The organism is Kitasatospora hibisci (assembly GCF_043950205.1).
GTDB classification, from domain to species: domain Bacteria; phylum Actinomycetota; class Actinomycetes; order Streptomycetales; family Streptomycetaceae; genus Kitasatospora; species Kitasatospora hibisci.
The window spans coordinates 4,295,740-4,314,143 of the sequence record NZ_CP171642.1 but is presented as its reverse complement, the minus strand read 5'-3'; the positions used below and the strand labels follow the sequence as shown (position 1 = coordinate 4,314,143).

At 76.1% G+C, this 18,404-nt stretch carries 12 protein-coding genes and 3 tRNA genes; 3 read left to right on the top strand and 12 right to left on the bottom strand.

The window, feature by feature from the left end; all coding sequences use genetic code 11:
- Positions 1 to 3: 3 nt before the first annotated feature.
- The 7 genes from ACF9IK_RS18590 to ACF9IK_RS18560 form a co-directional block, all read right to left on the bottom strand.
- Positions 4 to 198: a hypothetical protein gene (locus ACF9IK_RS18590; RefSeq protein ID WP_395295314.1), complete on the bottom strand. Its 195-nt coding sequence runs from the start codon at positions 196 to 198 to the stop codon at positions 4 to 6.
- A 304-nt stretch (positions 199 to 502) separates the two neighbouring features.
- Positions 503 to 1,615, bottom strand: coding sequence for a C40 family peptidase (locus ACF9IK_RS18585; RefSeq protein WP_395295313.1), 1,113 nt, complete (start codon positions 1,613 to 1,615; stop codon positions 503 to 505).
- Positions 1,612 to 2,895, bottom strand: coding sequence for an SPFH domain-containing protein (locus ACF9IK_RS18580; protein WP_395295312.1), 1,284 nt, complete (start codon positions 2,893 to 2,895; stop codon positions 1,612 to 1,614). Before ACF9IK_RS18580 ends, ACF9IK_RS18585 begins: the two co-directional genes overlap by 4 nt.
- A gap of 185 nt (positions 2,896 to 3,080) precedes the next feature.
- The gene (locus ACF9IK_RS18575; RefSeq protein WP_395295311.1) at positions 3,081 to 6,062 is read right to left on the bottom strand and encodes an Ig-like domain-containing protein; all 2,982 of its coding nucleotides are present in this window, start codon (positions 6,060 to 6,062) and stop codon (positions 3,081 to 3,083) included.
- A gap of 501 nt (positions 6,063 to 6,563) precedes the next feature.
- Positions 6,564 to 6,639: transfer RNA gene (locus ACF9IK_RS18570), tRNA-Arg, on the bottom strand.
- A 33-nt stretch (positions 6,640 to 6,672) separates the two neighbouring features.
- Positions 6,673 to 6,748, bottom strand: a tRNA-Arg gene (locus tag ACF9IK_RS18565).
- 240 nt (positions 6,749 to 6,988) lie between these two features.
- A tRNA-Ser gene (locus tag ACF9IK_RS18560) sits at positions 6,989 to 7,082 on the bottom strand.
- Positions 7,083 to 7,258: 176 nt separating this feature from the next.
- Here ACF9IK_RS18560 and ACF9IK_RS18555 point away from each other — a divergent pair.
- Positions 7,259 to 11,059 carry a hybrid sensor histidine kinase/response regulator gene (locus ACF9IK_RS18555; RefSeq protein ID WP_395295310.1) on the top strand — a complete coding sequence of 1,267 codons (3,801 nt, stop codon included), beginning with the start codon at positions 7,259 to 7,261 and terminating at the stop codon, positions 11,057 to 11,059.
- A 79-nt stretch (positions 11,060 to 11,138) separates the two neighbouring features.
- Here the strand turns inward: ACF9IK_RS18555 and ACF9IK_RS18550 are convergent, their stop codons facing one another.
- Positions 11,139 to 12,800 carry a long-chain fatty acid--CoA ligase gene (locus ACF9IK_RS18550; RefSeq protein ID WP_395295309.1) on the bottom strand — a complete coding sequence of 554 codons (1,662 nt, stop codon included), beginning with the start codon at positions 12,798 to 12,800 and terminating at the stop codon, positions 11,139 to 11,141.
- Between the two features lie 183 nt (positions 12,801 to 12,983).
- On the opposite strand from ACF9IK_RS18550, the gene ACF9IK_RS18545 reads away from it, so the two are divergent.
- On the top strand, positions 12,984 to 13,181 hold the full coding sequence (locus ACF9IK_RS18545; RefSeq protein WP_395295308.1) for a hypothetical protein: 198 nt from the start codon (positions 12,984 to 12,986) through the stop codon (positions 13,179 to 13,181).
- Positions 13,182 to 13,293: 112 nt separating this feature from the next.
- Here the strand turns inward: ACF9IK_RS18545 and ACF9IK_RS18540 are convergent, their stop codons facing one another.
- Both ACF9IK_RS18540 and ACF9IK_RS18535 read right to left on the bottom strand, forming a co-directional pair.
- The gene (locus tag ACF9IK_RS18540) at positions 13,294 to 14,547 is read right to left on the bottom strand and encodes a hypothetical protein (RefSeq protein WP_395295307.1); all 1,254 of its coding nucleotides are present in this window, start codon (positions 14,545 to 14,547) and stop codon (positions 13,294 to 13,296) included.
- Between the two features lie 110 nt (positions 14,548 to 14,657).
- Positions 14,658 to 15,527, bottom strand: coding sequence for a DUF1906 domain-containing protein (locus tag ACF9IK_RS18535; RefSeq protein ID WP_395295306.1), 870 nt, complete (start codon positions 15,525 to 15,527; stop codon positions 14,658 to 14,660).
- Positions 15,528 to 15,679: 152 nt separating this feature from the next.
- On the opposite strand from ACF9IK_RS18535, the gene ACF9IK_RS18530 reads away from it, so the two are divergent.
- Positions 15,680 to 16,744 carry an EamA family transporter gene (locus tag ACF9IK_RS18530; protein ID WP_395295305.1) on the top strand — a complete coding sequence of 355 codons (1,065 nt, stop codon included), beginning with the start codon at positions 15,680 to 15,682 and terminating at the stop codon, positions 16,742 to 16,744.
- A gap of 59 nt (positions 16,745 to 16,803) precedes the next feature.
- Here the strand turns inward: ACF9IK_RS18530 and ACF9IK_RS18525 are convergent, their stop codons facing one another.
- Together ACF9IK_RS18525 and ACF9IK_RS18520 are read right to left on the bottom strand one after the other, a co-directional pair.
- Positions 16,804 to 17,562: a pyridoxine/pyridoxamine 5'-phosphate oxidase gene (locus tag ACF9IK_RS18525; RefSeq protein ID WP_395295304.1), complete on the bottom strand. Its 759-nt coding sequence runs from the start codon at positions 17,560 to 17,562 to the stop codon at positions 16,804 to 16,806.
- Between the two features lie 418 nt (positions 17,563 to 17,980).
- Entirely contained in the window at positions 17,981 to 18,310 is a 330-nt protein-coding gene (locus ACF9IK_RS18520; protein WP_395295303.1) for a hypothetical protein, read from the bottom strand.
- Positions 18,311 to 18,404 lie beyond the last annotated feature (94 nt).

Below are 18,404 nucleotides of genomic sequence, written 5' to 3'. Positions count from 1 at the left end.
GGGTTACTTGACCGCCAGCCAGATGACGGTACCGAGCACGGCGAGCGCGACCACGGTCACGACCGCGATCAGGCCGGTCCGGCTGCTGCTGTTGCCGTAGGTGGAGACGGAGCCCGGTGCCTGCGGTGCCGGGCTCTCGTCGACGAACGCCCGGAACATCTGGGTGCTGCCGGCGGAGTCGTAGTCGTTGTCAGCCATGGCAGGGACTCTAACGAATCCGCGCGCTCCGCCGACACCCCGGACCCTCCCCGCGGGACCCTTCGGCGGCACCTCCACCGGGTCTTCACCCGCCGGCCGCGCAACACCGGGGCGGTGGAGGTGAGCGGTCCCTCCCGGTCACGGAGTGCCCGCCGGCCCGACCGGCGGCCGGCCACGGCCCGGGCAACGGCCGGGCGGGCGGACGCACCCGGGCCCCGGCGGGACGATTCCCGCCGGGGCCCGGGGCGTTCCGGACGCCGACCGCCGTGGGCGCGGAGGGCCGCGGCCCGCAGCCGGCCGGGACCTACGGGCGGCCGAAGTGGGTCGGGCGGAATCCGGAGCCGATCGTGGAGACCCGGACCGTCTTCCCCGGTCGCGGCGCCTCGACGAACGTGTTCCCGCCCAGGTAGATCCCGACGTGGTGGATGCCGGAGGCGCGGCCGCTGTCCGACCAGAAGAGCAGGTCACCGCGACGCAGCTGCCCCGCGCCGATCGGCGTGGTGGCCGCGTACTGGTCGTCCGCCACCCGCGGAAGGCTGATCCCCGCACGCCGGTACGCCTGCTGGACCAGACCCGAACAGTCGTAGCCGGACGGCCCGTTGCCACCCCAGACGTACGGCTTGCCGAGCTGGGCGAGTGCGTAGGCGATCGCCGTCTCGACGCGGTCGGAGGCCGGCGAGACGTCGGCGGGGGCGGACGGCTCGGAGGCCGCACCGCTCTGGCCGCCCGACCCTCCGGGCCGGCCGGTGCGGTCGAGGTAGACGTCGTAGTGGCTGGTGTAGCGCCACTCGCCCCTGGCGTTCCTGAACCAGTACTTCGAACCGTCCCAGCCCTGCCGCAGCCCACCGGGGGCGGCCGAGCCGTTGGAGACGCCCACCGGGTGGGCGGTGCCGCCAGCCGCAGTGCCGGAGCCGCCCGCAGCGGTGGGCTGCCCGGAGCCGCCGGAGGTACCGGATTTGCCGGTGCGGTCGGCGTAGACGCTGTAGTGGCTGGTGTAGCGCCACTCGCCCTTGGCGTTCCTGAACCAGTACTTCGAACCGTCCCAGCCCTGCTTGCCGGGGGCGGCGTGTGCCGTTCCGGCCCCGGCCGTCACACCGACCACGCCGGCGCCGGCCAGCACGGTGGTGGCCAGGCAGGTACCTCGCACCGCGCGGTTTATTCGCCCGCCACCGGCCGCCGCCGCAGGGCGCGCGGTACGCGGCCGGGCGGCGCAGTTCGGGCAGCCGCAGCCCGCGACGGCGGGAACGCTGCCGAGGCTCTCCTCGAAGCCGATCAGCGCGGCGTCGGCGTCGAGGGCGGCGATGTCCCGCCCGACCTCCTCCGCGAACGCGTCCGGGAGGTCGGGCGCGGGGTCCGTCCCGAACGTGTACGCGATCCCGCTGTCGAGGTCGGCTTCCGTGCCGGTGGCTATCCTCATGCCGGTCGTCCTTCCTTCCGCCCGGCCCGGGCGGCCGGGGGCGGTACCGAAGCGGTCACTCCGGCCGGGGCGACGAAGGCGACCAGCAGCTGCTCCATCAGGGCGCTGCGGGCGGCCTCGTCCAGTTCGTGCGCGGTGGCCCGCTCCAGCCGCCGGACGGCGAGCGCGGCGGCCTCCACCGCGTCGTCCACCAGCACGGTGCGCAGGCCCGCGTCCAGATCGGCCAGCCGGCGGCGGCGCATCGACTCGGCCACCTCCGGCGCGTAGTCCAGCGCCAGCGGCTGTGCCGAGTAGACCTCCAGACCGGCCGGGGCGACCTCGGCGGCCAGCGCCCGGGTCAGCTCGTCGGCGAACCACTGGCCGTCGCGCAGTGCGGGGCCGGGCGCCGCATTGCTGTCGCACGGCAGGGTGGAGGCCGTCCGGGTCAGCACCGCCTGCACCTGCTCGCGCAGGTAGCTCTCGTGGTCCTCGATCGCCAGCAGCGCCCGGGCGGTGTCCTTGACCCGCCAGACGATCAGCAGCCGGACCACGATCGGCGTACCGGTCCGGTCGACCACCTTGACCGGCTCGCTGCGCCAGTGCCGCAGCCGGACGTCCGCCCGGCTGCGGCGCAGCAGCGGATTGACCCAGACCAGGCCGGTCCGGCGGACGGTGCCGCGGTAGCGGCCCCAACGGGTGAGCACCCGGGTCTCGCCGCCCGCGTTGGCCAGCAGACCGGCCAGTGCGCCGACGACCAGCAGGCCTGCGGCGGAGACCGAGGCGATCGACCTCGCGTCCATCCCCGCTCTGCCGCCGGCCCGGACGGTGACGCCGCGCAGGTCGGGCAGCGCGCCCCAGTACGGGATGACGCCGTCGTGCAGCAGCACCAGCAGTACGGCGGCCGCCCCGAGCAGCACCGCCACCAGGGCGATCCAGCCGGGAAGCGTGGCGGCGGCGTGCTCACGCAGCGCCTGGTCGGCGCGCGGGGGACGGCGGGAGGTGGCGGCGATGACGACACCTCCCGGGGTGGCCTCCGGCGGCTCCACCGTCTCCGGGCTCGCCGCTTCCAGCGGATCGCGCAGGTCGAGGGGGGTGACCGCCGAGCCGGTGACCAAGGCCAGCGGGGTGGTGGCCGGCCCGCCGTCGAGCGGCTCGGCCACCCGGCGCGCCGTGCCGTTCAGGGCGGCGGCGGCCACCTTGGCCATCGGGCTGGAGCCCGAGGCGGAACGTTCCGGCAGGGCCGGGGCCAACGCCTTGGACGGGTTGTCGGGTCGCTGCGATGAGTCGCGGGTGACGTCCATGCACGGATCCTCGGGTTCAGTGTGTCGCGCAACGGGCGGCCCGGATCTGACGGGCAGTGCCAGAGTCAGGCTAAGTTCATACGTCATCAAATGCGACATTTACGACAGTGCGTGTCGACATTTACTGACGAATCATCCGAAGCCGTACCTAACACACAGACACATGAGCGGATGGTCGGAGTTGTTCAGCGCCGCCGCCGGCCGGGGCCCCGGGCGAAGACCCGGCGGGCGATCAGCCCGGCCCCGGCGAGCAGCAGCAGGACACCGGCGAGGCCACCGCGCCAGCCGTCCGACCGGAAGTGGTCGGACGCCGTCTGCGTCGCCTCCACCCCCGGTCGGGTGGGCCGATCGGCGGGCGGCGCGGCCAGTGCCCGGGAGGGATCGGCCGCCGTCCGGCCGGCCGCCACTGCCGCCGTCCCGGAGGCGGCGGGAGTGACCGAATGGGTGGTGACGGCGGCCGGAGCCGTGGACGGAGCCGCGGACCGCGACCCGGACGGGGTCGCCGACGGGAAGGCGGACGACGAGACCGGGCCGACGGACGGAGTCGCCGACGGGGATACGGACAGCGACGACACGGCGGACGGTGAGGCCGACGAGGATACGGACGGCGACGACACAGCGGACGGGGAGGCCGACGAGGATACGGACGGCGACGACACGGCGGACGGGGAGGCCGACGGGGAGGGGGCGGCGGCCGACGGCGGCCGGGACGGCAGCGGCGAGGGGGTGCTCCCGCCGGCGGGCGCCGCGGGGGCGGAGGCCACAGGGCTGGCGGGTCCGGTGGCCGGGGGGACCGTGACCGGCAGCAGCCCCGGCGGCACGGGCACGGGTACCGGCACCGGCTCCCCGGCCGGGGTGGCCGGCGCCGCGGTCTCGGCCGGATCGGTGGCCGCCGGGACCGCCGGGACCACCGGGACCGCCGCCCGGACCGCGACGGTCACCGCGTCGGCCGCCGTCCCGTTGCCCGCCTGGTCGGTCGCCGTGACGATCAGCCACTGCTCGCCGTCCACCAGATCCCGGTTGGCCGTGCAGACCCAGCTGCCGTCGATCGCGGCGGTGGCCCCGCAGGCCACGATCCGCTCGGCCGAGGCCGCACTGCCCGAGCGGGCGGTGACGATCACCGTGGCCCCCGGTTCCGCGCGCCCGGCCAGCTTCGGCCGGGCCACCCGGACGGTCTCCCCCGCGGCCGGCACGGTCAGCACCGGCCTGTCCGGCGGAACGGTGTCGACCACCAGCCCCACGGCCCGGCCGGCCGTCCGGTTGCCCGCCGCGTCCACCGCGGTCGGGGTGAGCCGGTGGCGCCCGTCCGGCAGGTTCTCCACCGGCAGGCAGGACCACGCGCCGTCGGCGCCCACCGCCGTGCTGCAGAGCTCGACGGCGGGGCCGCTGCGGGCGCCTGCCGGCTCGTCGACCACCGACACGGTGCTGCCCGGCTCGCCGGTCCCGGTCAGCTGGAGGCCGGGGTCGTTGGTGAACTCGGGGACGGTGAGCACCGGGGCGGCGGGCGGCGCGGTCTTCACCGTGATCCGGACCGGCTCGCCGCGCAGCACGAGGCCGCCGCCGGTGGTCTCGACCGGGGTCAGGCTGTGCGGCCCCGCCCCGAGCGGGCCGCCCGGCCGACAGGACCAGTCACCGCTCCGCTCGCCCCGGGTCCGGCAGAGCACCGCGTCGCCCTCCCGGACCTCGACCGTCGCACCCGTGACCGCGCCCTCGCCGCGCACCTGTGGGCGGGCGTCGGCGACCACGGCGCCGTCGACCGGGGCGACGATCTCCGGGCGGGCCGCGCCCACCGTCAGACGGATCCGCTGGTCGGAGACCTGTCCGGAGTCGGCGAAGCCGCCGGCCGGCACCAGCTGGGCGGCGTCCCGCCCGATCCGCAGCCGGGCCCAGGTCTCCCCGGACGAGGCGCTGGAGGGGACGGTCCACTCCAGGGTCGCGCTGTCCGCCCCGGGCTGGATCTCGGCCTGCACCCGCTCGGTGGCGTCGAAGCGTCCGTTGCGGTCGAAGTCGATCCAGCCGGCCAGAGTCGCCGGCGCGCCGCCGACCGAGACCGGGACGCTGAGCCGGTAGTAGCTGCCGATCGCCGCCTCGGCGGGGTAGCTGACGGCCGGATCGGCACCCTGGTAGTCGCCGTGTCCGGGCTGGAGCTGCGGGGGCGCGGGGCTGGACCAGACGCTGTGCCGGCCGGCCCCGTGGTCGAGCTGGACCAGCGGTTCACCGCCGGCTCCCGCCGGCATCCCGGCGGGGACCGCCGTCGGCGCCGTCCCGTCGCCGGTCGCGGGCCGCCGGCCGTTCGGGCCCGAGGAGCCCGCGTCCGCACCGAGGAAGAGGTCGGAGAGCAGGTGGGAGGCGTTGCCGTAGCCCTGCGGGGCGGTGCTGACGCCCTCGTCCAGGGTCACGGTGTACGCCTGGTCCAGGGGCTCAGGCGCGGTGCTGCTGCCGGCCCGGGCGGTGGAGCGCAGCTCGACCCGGAAGACGGCGGTGCGGAAGGTGCCGACCAGCTCCAGGCTGCCCTCCGCGGCGGAGCCGGCCGAGGGGTCGTCGGCGCCGGCCGGGGCGAGGGCGTTGCCGTCGACCGTCCAGCCGGGCCAGTCGGTCCGGTTGACCAGGGTGGGGGCACTCGGCGAGCCACCGGTCAGGGTCAGCCGGGTCGCGGTGCTCGTACCGCCGCCCTTCCCGGTGACCGTTGCGGCGAGCCCGGAGAGGTGGAGCCGGGGATTCCGGACGGCCCGGGAGAAGGTGAGCTGGAGCGTCCCCACCGTGCGCCAGGAGCCGTCCGCCTGAGGGCGCTCGGGGGTGATCCGGAAAACCTGCGCGGGATCTCCGGGCCGCACTCCGTCGGTGTAGAGCGCGGCCGCCCGGCCGCCTCCGGCACGGTCGGCCAGTCCCCCCGGTTCGGCGATGACGGCCGTGCCCGGCGCGGCGGCGAAGTCGAGCTGCACGGTGAGACCGGAGGGAAGGACCGCACGGTGTTCCCCGGACCAGCCGCCGGGCGACTGCTGGGCCGCCGACGGCGGCGGATTCCAGCCGATCAGCAGCCCGGCGGCCAGCGCCGCCGAGGCGCCGGCGGCCGCCGGGCGCAGCCGTCGCCCCCGGGCTGCCGGGGCAGCGTGCCGGTCCGGGGCCGGAGCGGACGGGGCGGCCTCGCGGGAGAACTGTCGGCTCATCCGGCTCTCCTTCGGTATCGGCTGCCGGGGCGGCCGACGGCCGGGCAGTCTGGGCACAAGATCCGACAAAACGGAATCACGATCCTGGGCCGGTCATACCGCGACACCTGCGCGGACGACCGTCTCCCACCCGATTGGCGGGCATCCGACCGGCAGGCCGGGACGTACCCGAAAGAGACGCATTTCATCCATTGGGCGGCGTAACGTCGGGAATCACCGAGAATCCCCTCGAATGCAAACGAATGCCGCAGTAAGGCACCTGATCACTCATCGGGCGGACCGGCTCGGGCGGACCGGCTCGGGCGGACCGGCTCGGGCGGACCGGCTCGGGCGGACCGGCTCGAAAGGCCCGCGCGCTCGGCGGCGGTACCGACGCCGCCGACCGGCACCCTCAGCGCCGGGGGTGCCCGGCGCCACCGGCCCGGGACGGCCGGCCGCCGGGGTGACCTCCGCCACCCGGGAACGGGAGAAGCCCCCGGCGGCTGGCCGGGGGCTTCTCGTTGGTGCGCTCAGCAGGATTCGAACCTGCAACCTCTTGATCCGTAGTCAAGTGCTCTATCCGTTGAGCTATGAGCGCAAGTGCCGGGCTGGGCCCGGTCTTGCGGGGTTTTGGTGCGCTCAGCAGGATTCGAACCTGCAACCTCTTGATCCGTAGTCAAGTGCTCTATCCGTTGAGCTATGAGCGCTCGCCCTGGTGAACGTGCCACCGGGGCGGTGCGGGGACAACATTACATGACCTGCGACGCGGGGCGAAATCGATTGATCCGGGCCTTGCCCGCCCGCCCGCCGACCCCGCCCGGATCCGGCCCCACCGCGGGCCGGTTCGCGCCCCGGCCCGCTCGCGCGGCCGGTCCCGCCGGCGGCCGCGGAACCGGCCCGGACATGCGAGAAGCCCCGCCGACAAGATCGTCGACGGGGCTCCCGGTTGGCGGAGGCTGAGGGATTTGAACCCTCGATGGGCTTTAAGACCCAAACCGCATTAGCAGTGCGGCGCCATAGACCGGACTAGGCGAAGCCTCCCCACAAAGATCGGACCCGCAGGGCGGACCCGTTCCGTGTGCCTGTGATGATGCCACAACCCGCGGGCTCGGCACCAACCACCGACCACGTTACTAGGCGGGTCGTCCCCACCGCAAAGAAGAATGAGATACTGCCGTCTCCGGAGGAGCTGCCCTGAGCCGAGGAGACCTGTCGACGTGAGCAGCAGGCCGATCCGAGGCGCTGCTCGCCTCGCCGCCATACTCGACGCCCTGCCCGACGCGTTGCTGCTGGTGAACAGCAACGGCACCGTCGTCGATGCCAACAATGCCGCCGTCCACGCCCTTCAGGCGCCCGGCACCTCGCTGGTCGGCATGGGCGTACTGGACCTCCTACCCGAGTTCGATCCGAGCCGGATCCCCGGCTCGATGCGCCCGGCGGCCCGCGAGGACGACGCGCTGGACCGCCCGGTCCGGATGACCGCCTGCCGCACGGACGGCACCACCTTCCCGGTCGAGGTCTCCGGCAACGACTTCGCCGACGACGGGGCGTCCTCCAGTGACGGCCGCGGCTACGCGCTCTCACCGCTCGTCCCCTACGACCCCTACCGCGAGGGCTCCCGGTCCTCCGCGAGCGACCTGCTCCTGCTGCTGGTCCGCGACCTCTCCAGCCGGCTCGGCGTCGAGGCGGAGCTGCGCCGCCAGCACAAGCAGACCGAGATGATCCTGCGGGCCGCCGCCGAGGGTGTCCTCGGCGTCGACCTGGAAGGCCGCTGCGTGCTGGTCAACCCGGCCGCCGCGCACATCCTGGAGTACCGGGCCAGCGAGCTCGGCGGGCGCGAGCTGCACCCGCTGATCCAGCACTCCCGGGCCGACGGCACCCCGCTGGCGCTGGAGGAGTCCGCGCTGCTGGACACCCTGACCTCCGGTCGCAAGCACCGGGTGCGCGGCACCGTGCTCTGGCGCAAGGACGGCCGGCCGGTCACCGTCGACCTCACCACCGCCCCGGTCCGGGACGGCGACCAGTTGGTCGGCGCCGTGATGACCTTCACCGACCGCAGCCGCGAGCTGGCACTGGTCGCCCGCAACGAGCACCTCACCGCCGTCCTGGAGAGCGAGCTGGGCGGTGCCCTGACCGCACTGCACCGGCGGATCGACGCGCTCGCCGCCGACCCGGCCGGCCAGCTCTGGCCCGAGGCCAACTGGACGCTGCGGCGACTGGCCGACGAATGCCGCCGGTTCGGCAAGCTGATCGACGGGGTGCTCGCCCACCAGCGGTCCGAGGCCGGAGAGGGGGCGTCCGGGGGCCCCGGCGGGGACGCGGGCGAGGGGCGGACCGGCAGGAAGTCCGCCGAGCGCGTCCCGGTCGCCCTGGACAAGGTGGTCCGGCGGGCGGTCGAGCACGCGGGCGAGCTGGTCGGCGCCGGGCGGGTGCGGTTCTCGGTGCACGCCGCCGCCGTCGAGGTGATCGCCGACGAGCCGCGGCTCGCCCAGGCGCTGGCCCACCTGGTGGCCGACGTCAGCGGCGTCACCCTCTCTCTGGACGCCGCCCCCGGCCTGCCGTCTCCCGGCCTGACCCCGGGTCTGCCCGCCACCGGCGGGGCCGCGCAGGCGCCGGCCGAGGCGGAGGTTCCGATGGTGGTGCTCGCCGCCGCCCAGCGCGGCGACGTCGCCCGGGTGGAGATCCGCGGCCCCGGCCGCGGCGGCAGTCCGGTCCACCTGCCGATCGCCCGCGCGGTGGTCGAGCGGCACGGCGGCGTGCTCCAGCCGCACGAGCTGCCCGGCAAGGCCGGCACCACGTACGTCGTCGAGCTGCCGCTCGACCCGGCCGCGGCGAAGGCCGCCGCCGAGCGTGCCGGCGCCGAGGGCCGGTCGGACCGGCCCAAGGAGAGCGACTCCGCCGTCCTGCCCGAGCTGCCCGGGATCCCGCAGCTGCCCACCGCGCAGCGGCCCGAGGACGGTGCCGAGGGACCGTCGGACGGTGCGGCCTCGGCCGCCGATCCCGCGGACCGGCCCGCGGACGGCGACCCCGCCGAGAAGCCGGCCGGCGAGCGCCGCGGGCGCCGCGGCCGGCCGGCCTCCGAGCAGCAGTCGCCGGAGGCCCGGCCGTCCGGCGACGGCACGGGCCCTGCGGACGGCCCGAGCAGCCCGAGCGGCGCGGGTGCGACGGACGGCGCCGGCGACGCGGGCGCCCCGATCGCACTCGGCCCGGCCCCGGTCGCCGCCGGTGCCGCGGCCACCCTCGATGCCGCCGAGCAGTGGCCGCATGCGCCGGCCCGGGTCGAGCGCGCCGTCCCCGAGCAGTGGAACGGCACCGGCAACGACGCCGCCTACGGGCGCCGGGGCCTCGGTGGCCCCACCCCGCAGGCGGCCGACCCGTGGGGCAAGGACGACGGCCGGTCCGGCACCGCGTACGCCGTCCCCGTCGACGGTCTCCCGGAGGACCGGGCCGCCGCCGAGGCGCGCCCGGCCCCGCGCGGCCCGCTCGCACTGGGCCCCGCCCCCTCCGACGCCCCCGCCGGCGGCGCCCCGGCACCCGAGATCCCCGCCGAGGGCACGCCGGCCGACGGCACTCCCGCGGGCGGCACGCAGGCCGGCGTCGAGACCGGCCCGGAGGCGGCCGGCGCACCGGAGGCCAAGCCCTCGCGGCGCCGCCGTGCGCTGCCCGACGCCGAGGACTCGTCCGGCGGGTTCGCGCTCCCCGGCGTTCCGGACGCCGGTGCCCCGCACTACCCCGGTCTGGAGCACGCCCTGCCCGCCGGGCCGGCCCCGGCCCCGCCCGAGCCGGCCGCCGCACCGACCGGTCGCCGCCGACGACTGGCCGTCCCGCCCGGCCCCGGCGCCGAACCGCAGGAAGCCTCCGCGGGCTCCGGCACCGCGCTGGCACCCGCGCGCCCCGCACTGCCCGCCCCCGGTGCGGTGCCGGACGGCCGCGAGGCCGGTCCGCAGCCGGTCGCCAGCGGGCTGGCCGAGCTGGTGCCGCCGCGCCCGCTGCACTCGCCCGCCGTCCCGGGCGACCAGCAGGACGGCGCCGGCCGCGACCGGCACGGCGGGCCCGACCAGGCGGGCTTCCCGGCCGCGCTCCCGCCCGCACCGCTGCCGCCCGCACCGGTCCCGCTCCAGGGCACCGGCGCGCCCCTGCCGGTGCCCGCGGCCGGCGTGCCGCAGCCGTCCACCGGGCAGGAGGCCCGTACGGCGCCGCGCCCGGTGGCCGAGCTGCCCGCCGCCGGCCGCAGCGAGGCCCCGGAACACCCCGCGACGGCGCCCGCCGCGACCGCCACCGAGGACGGCGGGCGCCGGCTGCTGGTCTGGCCCGAGCCCGACCCGGCCACCCGGCAGGCGCTGCAGGAGCGCGGCTACCACCCGGTGATCGTCCGCTCCCGCGAGGAGGTCGACGCCCAGGTGGCCGGCTTCCCCGCCGCGCTCTTCGTCGACCCGCTGACCGGACCGATCACCCGGACCGCGCTGCAGTCGCTGCGCACGGCCGCACTCAACAGCCGGGTCCCGGTGCTGGTCACCGCCGGCCTCGGCCAGGCCACCCGGGACGCCGCGTACGGCGCGGACCCGGCCGTCCTGCTGCGCGCGCTCGCCCCGCGCGACGGCGAGAACCACGCCCCGCGCGTGCTGCTGGTCGAGGGCGACCCGGACATCGCCGCCGCCATGATCAGCAGCCTGGAGCGGCGCGGCATGCACGTCGAGCACGCGGCGGACGAGAACGACGCCGTCGCCCGCGCCAGCAGCGTGCAGCCCAACCTGGTGGTGATGGACCTGTTCCAGATCCGCCGCCGCCGGGTCGGCCTGCTGGACTGGCTGCGCGCCAACGACCGGCTGCACCGCACTCCGCTGGTCGTCTACACCTCGGTGGACCTCGACCCGCGCGAGCTGCCCCGGCTGCGCACCGGCGAGACGGTGCTGTTCCTCGCCGAGCGCTCGACCACGGCGGACGTGCAGTCACGGATCGTGGACCTGCTCGGGCGGATCGGCGCCATGGGCGAGGCGGGCGTCGTCGCCGCGGGCTGACGGTCGCGGCACGGATGCGGAAAGGCCGAGGGCCGGCCGCCCCTCCCGGGGTGGCCGGCCCTCGGGCCCGTCCTGCGGGCTACTCCTTGCCGAGCAGCGTGACGGTCAGCTCGTCCGCCGCGTAGCTGGCGCGGATCACCTTCTTGTCGAACTTGCCCACCGAGGTCTTCGGCACCGACTCGACGATCGACCAACGCTCCGGCAGCTGCCAGGAGGCGACCCGCCCGGCCAGGAAGGCGCGCAGCTCCGCCAGCCCGGCCGTGGCACCCGGCCGCAGCACCACGGTGGCCAGCGGGCGCTCGCCCCACTTCTCGTCCGGCACCGCCACCACGGCCGCCTCGGCGACCTCCGGATGTGCCATCAGGTGGTTCTCCAGGTCCACCGAGGAGATCCACTCACCGCCGGACTTGATCACGTCCTTGGCCCGGTCGGTGAGGGTGAGGTAGCCGTCCGGGGTGATCGTGCCGACGTCTCCGGTGCGGAGCCAGCCGTCCTCGGAGAACTTGTCGTCCGGGCGCTCCGGGTCGTTGCCGGCGCCGCCGTAGTACGCCCCGGCGATCCACGGCCCGCGCACCTCCAGCTCGCCCGCCGCGACCCCGTCGTGCGGCATCCGCTCGCCCGCCGGGCCGATCAGCCGGGCCTCGACGGACGCCGGGAAGATGCCCTGGGTGACCCGGTACGGCCACTCCTCCTCCGGCGTGAGGCCGCCGGGCGGCTGGGCGAAGGAGCCGAGCGGCGAGGTCTCGGTCATGCCCCAGGCGTGCACGACCCGGATGCCGTGGCGCTCCTCGAAGCCCTTCATCAGCGACGGCGGGCAGGCCGAGCCGCCGATGACCACCATCCGCAGGCTGGAGGCGTCGTAGTCGCCCGCGTCCAGCTCGTCCAGCAGGCCGCTCCAGATGGTCGGCACGGCGGCACTGACGGTGGGCTTGAGCGCGGAGATCATCTCCGCCATCGGCTTGGGCTGGAGGAAGCGGTCCGGCATGAGCAGGTTGGCGCCGGACATGAAGGCGGCGTGCGGCAGGCCCCAGGCGTTGACGTGGAACATCGGGACCACCGGCAGCGCGGTGTCGCGCGGGGTGAGGGCGAAGTTGTCGCCGGTGTTGACCTGCAGGCAGTGCAGGTAGACCGACCGGTGACTGTAGAGCACGCCCTTCGGGTCGCCGGTGGTGCCGGAGGTGTAGCAGAGCGCGGCAGCCCGGCGCTCGTCGATGTCGGTCGCCCAGGGGTACTCGGTCGGCCGGTCGGCGATGAGCTCCTCGTAGTCGTGCACGGTGCCCGCGAAACCGTCCAGGACGGACCGGTCGCCGGGGCCGGTGACCACGATGTGCTTCAGCGTCGGCTTGAGCCGGGGCAGCACCGCGGCCAGCAGCGGGAGCACCGTGCCGTTGACGATGATCACGCGGTCGGCGGCGTGGTTCACGATGAACGACAGCTGGTGCCCCGGCAGCCGCAGGTTCAGCGTGTGCAGCACCGCGCCCATCGACGGCACCGCGAGGTACGCCTCCAGGTGCTCGGCGTTGTTCCACATCAACGTGGCCACCCGGTCGTCCCCGGTGACGCCGAGCTCGTCCCGCAGGGCGTACGCCAGCTGCGCGGCGCGCGCCCCGACCTCGGCGTACGTCCGGACCGCCGGCCCCGTCCCGTCCCAGGTCGTGACGGTCGAGCGCCCGTGGACGGTCGTGCCGTGGGTGAGGATCCTGGCGACGGTGAGCGGTACGTCCTGCATCGTGCTGAACACGGGTCCTCCTTGACCGGGCGGCACTGCGGCTGCGACGGCACCTGCTACTGATGGGTAACGCGGGCAGTCGAGCCCGATTCTGCCCCTCCCACCTCGCCGCTGTCAGCATCCCGGTCCCGTTGGGCCGATCACGGATTCGCTGCGGCGCCCTCGGCCGGGCGGCGGCACGGAATACTGGGCCGCATGAGTGACAGTCGTGACGACCGTCGGGTCGACCCGGGGCCGACCGGGTTCAAGGTGCCCTGCCCGTGCTGCTCCGGCGGCGTGCGGACCCGGGCCCGGCTGGGTGTGCGGTCGGACCGGTCGGGGACCGGCCACATCCCGGAGACCTGCCGGGACTGCGCGGGGAGCGGCTGGCTCTCCCTCGGCCTCCGGGGCTGACTCCCCTCCGGCAGCGGTCCGGGGCCCTGCCGGATTCGTCCGCCGGGCCCCGGGCGGGACCGGCTCGGCGGCCGGTCGGGCCGCCCGGTCACGGCCTGGTGCGGCGGCCCGGTCAGGCCGCCCGGTCAGGCGCCCGGTGCGGCCGGTAGAGGCGGACGCAGGCCTCCGGCTCGGGCGTGTACGCCGGGTCGAGCACCCAGCCCTGCTCAGCGGCGATCCGCAGCACCGCCTGGGCGCCGGCGCCGCGGTAGGTGGCGAGGTTGACCCGGGTCCGGGCCGGCCCGACCGGCCGGACGGCGGGTGAGGGCGCCCCGGGCCCGTCGGCCTTCTTCGTGCTCGCGCCCCGGCCCGGCTTCAGGATGCGCCGGATGTGGCGCTCCCAGGCCGCGGAGCCGCCGGTCAGCTCCGCCCAGAAGGCCCGCGGGCCGACCGCCCAGCGCGCACCCCAGCGGTCCCAGTAGTCCGGCCGGGCGCGGCTCCCCGGGAAGAACAGCAGGCCGAGCAGGCCGCAGAGCGGCACGTAGGCGATCTGCAGTACCAGCATGAAGGGCAGCAGCACCGCCGGCCGGCTCGGCTGCGGTCCCCACGGCGTACCGGGGGCCGCCGGCGGGTCCGGCGGACCGGGCGCGGCCACCGGGGCCGGTGCCGGGAAGACCCGGCGGAGCCGGACCCTGCCCTCGTCGCTCGCCCCGCCCTGCCAGCCGTAGCGCTCGGCGATCCGCACCACACCGGCCGCCCCGAGCCCCCGGTAGAGGCGCAGCGGGAGCCCGACGTGCATCACGCGGGAGAAGTCCTCCCCGACCGAGCCGTCGCCGAACGCGTGCTTCTGCTCGGCGTCGCGGATCCGACGCTCCACGATCGGGGTAACGTAGCGCTCCCAGTCCTCCGGCCTGCCGGTGAGTTCGGCCTTGAGCCGGCGCGGCGGGATGAAGGTGCGGTTGACCTTCAGCCAGGCGTCCGAGGAGGGCGCGGACGGGCCGCTGCTCCCGCTCCAGAGCAGGAGCGCGAACAGCGCCACCAGGGCGGCGATCCAGAGCGGCGCGTAGATCCACTGCAGGGTGAACTGCAGCAGCACGGCGACCGGGTTGCGCCGCGGCGCCGGGCCGGGGTGGCCGCCGGAGCCGCCCGGGGCCGGGCCTTGCGGCGCGGACCCGGCGAGAGGCACCGGCTGCGAGGGGGCCGCCTGCGGTGGGACCCGCTGCGAGGGGACCGGCTGCGCGTGAGGGTCGGCCGGGTACGGGGCCGGCGCCGGCCGGGCGTAGGGGTTCGGCGCCCGCTGGGCGTAGGGGTCGGACCGGTCGTACGGGTTCGGTTGCGGCGCGCCGCCGTGCCCGCCTGTCCTTCCGCCGTACCCCTGGTCCGTCATGCCCGTCCCCCGTCCCCGTCCCCGTCCTCGTCCCCGACCGAGTCGACCCCGACCGAGTCGACGGGCCACCCTATCCGCCCCGCCGGGACCCGCCCCGGCCCGTCGGCCCGTCAACTCGCCAGCGGGGCGTCGACCTCGTTCCGGTCGATGACGAGCGTGGCGCCGCCGTACGTCTCCTCGACGTTGCCGCGGTACTGGTGGACGCGCCGGCGGTTCGCCCAGAGGTCCGGGGTGAGCGGGCCCTCGCCGGCCGTGTCGGCGCGGTCGTTCCAGCGCGCGTACCAGAGCGTGTCCGGCAGCGGGGAGCTCCCGGCGCGGGCCCCTGCGGCGAGATCGGCGATGCCGGAGTCGAGGCTGGAGTAGAAGCCGGACCGGAAGCCCTCGGCGTGCAGACCCTGGGTCCAGCCGAGCGCGAAGTCGACGACGGCCTGGCCACAGGCCGGATCGTGCCGAGGGTAGGCCTCGATGTCGAGGAAGACCGGGCTGCCCGCGCCCAGACCGACGGCGCGCAGGCCGCGAACCGCCTCGGCGGCCTCCTGGCGCCCCTGCCAAACGGCGCGGGCCGGGTCGATCCGCGGCGGCTTGCTCCCGAGATCACCGCACGGCGCCTGCAGCCCGACGTGCACCGGGAGGAACCGCCAGCCCATCGCGCGCGCCTGGCGGACCCACCCCGCGGTCAGCTGCGGCTGGGGGCAGGCGCGCCGGCTCCCGCTGGTGTAGATGCCGAGCGCCCCGTACGGGGAGGCTCCGTACCAGGCCCGCAGGGTCTCCAGCGGCGGTGCGGTGCACGCGTCGAAGGCGGCGCCGCGGTAGGTGTCGCGGGCGGCGGGGGGACCGGCCCGGTCCGGCAGGACGGTGGTCCGGATGCGGGGGACGACGGCGACCGCGACGGTCTCCGCGGCGCCTGCGCCCGCTCCGTCGACGGCGAGCAGCAGGACGAGGGAGGCGGCGGCCATGGCCGTCGAGCGGAGATAGCGCACCCGGCCTTGATACTGACGGACCGTCCGACGATTGCGGCAGCCGCGCCGAGCCCGCCGGAGAGGCTCACCCTTTCGGGGGCACCCGTCCGGATTCGTCCCGACGCTTGTAACGAGCTTGCCCCTGGCTCACTCCTTACGGCAGACTCGCCAGCATGCCCACGCCCCACCTCAGCGAAACCACCGCCCCGGCGCCGGCCTCCGCCGCCGAGGCTCTTGCCATGCCGCCCGCCCCCAAGGGCGAGCCCGCCGGCGAGCGCGGTGGCTGGCGACGAGGCGGGGCGCCCGGCTCCGAGCCGCCGCCGGAAGCACCGCCCGCCGGGCCGACCGGCCGGCGGTCCCCGAAGTTCCTGCGGCGCCCGGAGCGGATCCCGGCGCCGCTTCTCTGTCTGGCCGCGATGCTGCTGGTCCAGCTCGGGATCGCGCTGTCCAAGCCGCTGTTCGGCCCGCTCGGCGTCAGCGGAACGACCTTCCTCCGGCTGGGCTTCGCCGCGGTGGTGCTGCTCGCCGCCACCCGGCCGACGCTGCGCGGGCGCCGCCCGCGCGACCTGGCCGCCGCCGCCCTGCTCGGTGTGGCCTCCGCGGGGATGACGTTGCTGTTCGCCGGGGCGATCGACCGGCTGCCCATGGGCACCGCCGCGACCATCGAGTTCCTCGGCCCGCTCGCCGTGGCACTGGTCTTCGCCCGGCGGGCCAGCCACCTGGTCTGGGCCCTGCTGGCTGCCGGCGGCGTGGCGCTGCTGACGCTGCTCGGCGAGGACGGCGGCGGGTCGTCGCTCGACCCGGTCGGCCTGGCCTACGCCTTCGGGGCGGCCGCCTGCTACGCCGCGTACATCCTGTTCACCGACAAGGTCGGCGCCGCGTTCCAGGGCTTCCAGGGGCTGGCGGTGTCGATGACGGTGGGTGCGCTCGCGCTGGCGCCGTTCGGGCTCGGCCAGGCCTGGGGCGGGCTGACCGCGCCGGGCGCCTCACCGCTGGTGCTGTTGCTCTCGGTCGCGGGCGTCTCGCTGCTGGTGCCGGTGATCCCGTACGCGCTGGAGATGACGGCGCTGCGGCGGATGCCGCAGCGGGTGTTCAGCGTGCTGGTCAGCCTGGAGCCGGCGGTCAGCGCGCTGGTCGGCCTGGTCGTGCTGGGCCAGCTGCTGGGCGCGGCCCAGCTGGCCGGGATCGGCTGCGTGGTGGCCGCCAGCGTGGGCGCCACGCTGACCGGGCGGCGCTGACGCCCGGTCGGGGCGGGACGGGGGCGGGTGGTCCGCGGGAACGCGCCCGCCCCGGTGTCCTACGGCCAGAGCAGCGTGCGCGACCACTCCGGGGCACGCACCGGGCCCGTCCGGGTGAAGCGGAGCCGGACGTGGCGGCGGTCCGCGTCGCCCTGCCAGAACTCCACCTCGTTCGCCCAGAGCGTGTACACCGCGTGCCCGGCCGCCACGGCGTCCGGGGTGGCCTCCAGACGGCGGCGGGCGACCGCGACCGCGTCGTCGTACTCGGCCAGCGAGCCCAGCGGCTCGCTCTGCCGGCCGACCAGTGCACCGACCCGGGCGGCCGGGGAGCGGGTGGCGAACTCCGCCCCGGCGACCTGGTCCGCGGCCCGCTCGACCGTCCCCCGGACCCGCACCTGGCGGCCGAGCTGGGGCCAGTAGAGGGTGAGCGCGGCGGCCGGGTGATCGGCGAGCTGCCGTCCCTTCGGGCTGTCGGCGGCGGCCGAGAAGACCCAGCCCGTGCCGGCGGCGTCCACGTCGCGCAGCACCAGGACGCGGGCGTCCGGCATGCCGTCGGCGTCGACCGTGGAGAGCGTGGCGACCTGCGGGTCCAGCACACCGGCCACGAGGGCGGTGGCCAGCCAGTCGACGAAGAGCGGGCCGGGCTCGCCGGGCGCCGCCTCGGCGTCGAAGGAGGGCAGCGGACGGGCCATCGGCGGGCGGCCGAGCAACAGCTCGGGCACGGACCTGGCTGCGGGTGCGGCCTCGGACCTCGCCCCGGGCCCCGGCTCAGGCCTGGCCTCGCCCGGGCCGTTCAGGCCCGCCTCCTCCGCTGCCATCGCGCCCTTCCTTCCGGTTGCCGCGGCCGCAGCCCCGCGACGGCCCGACCGTCGGGCCCGGGCGCGGGTTTTGCGCTGTCGGAGCGCAACCGTACCGCCGCGGGGTGACGGCGCCGCGTCCACCCTGGCCGGTCGGCCACGGGCGGCGCACCTGCCCGGCGGCACCGGGCGTTCCGCCCGAACGCACGGACCCCGGACGCACTCGTGGGCGGTGCCGTCGACGGCACCGCCCACGAGGCCGGTTTCGCGGTGACCCTTTCCGCCGCCCCGGATCGTTCCCTGCGTCGGATCGCCCCCTGCCGCGGTTCCGCGAGCGCCTTCCGGCCGCTCGGAGCCGCCACGAGCCCGCCGCGGATGTTCAGCCCACCCGCGGCCGTTCCACCTCAGGCGCCCCCGCCGTCGGTGGGACCCGTTCCGGTCAGTTGAAGACCGGGGCGAAGACGACGTTGACGTTCTTGTTGGCCTGGCCCACCAGGAGGGCACCCGAGTTGTCCTTCACCGCGAGGGTGTTGGCCTGGTTCGAGGCACCGGAGCCGGTGGCCGTCTGCTGGGTGGAGACGTAGTTGCCGTCGACCGAGCCGAAGACGTTGCCCGTCCCGACGTTCGACACCACGCTGCTGGTGGAGCCGTCGTTGGCCGCCGCGCCGTTGTCGGCGGCGGCCGAGCCGGCCCCCGCGAGCAGCAGACCGACCGCGAGCGGAGCGGCGCACAGGAGACCGGCCGACCGGCGGGTGCGGATGCGAGCCATGGATGTCCTCCAAGAAGCTGTCAATCGTGATTGCGTGATCGTTCGATCGTGCAAGGTGATGCGTTCCGGTATGCGGTGCGGGAGTTCGCCGGCC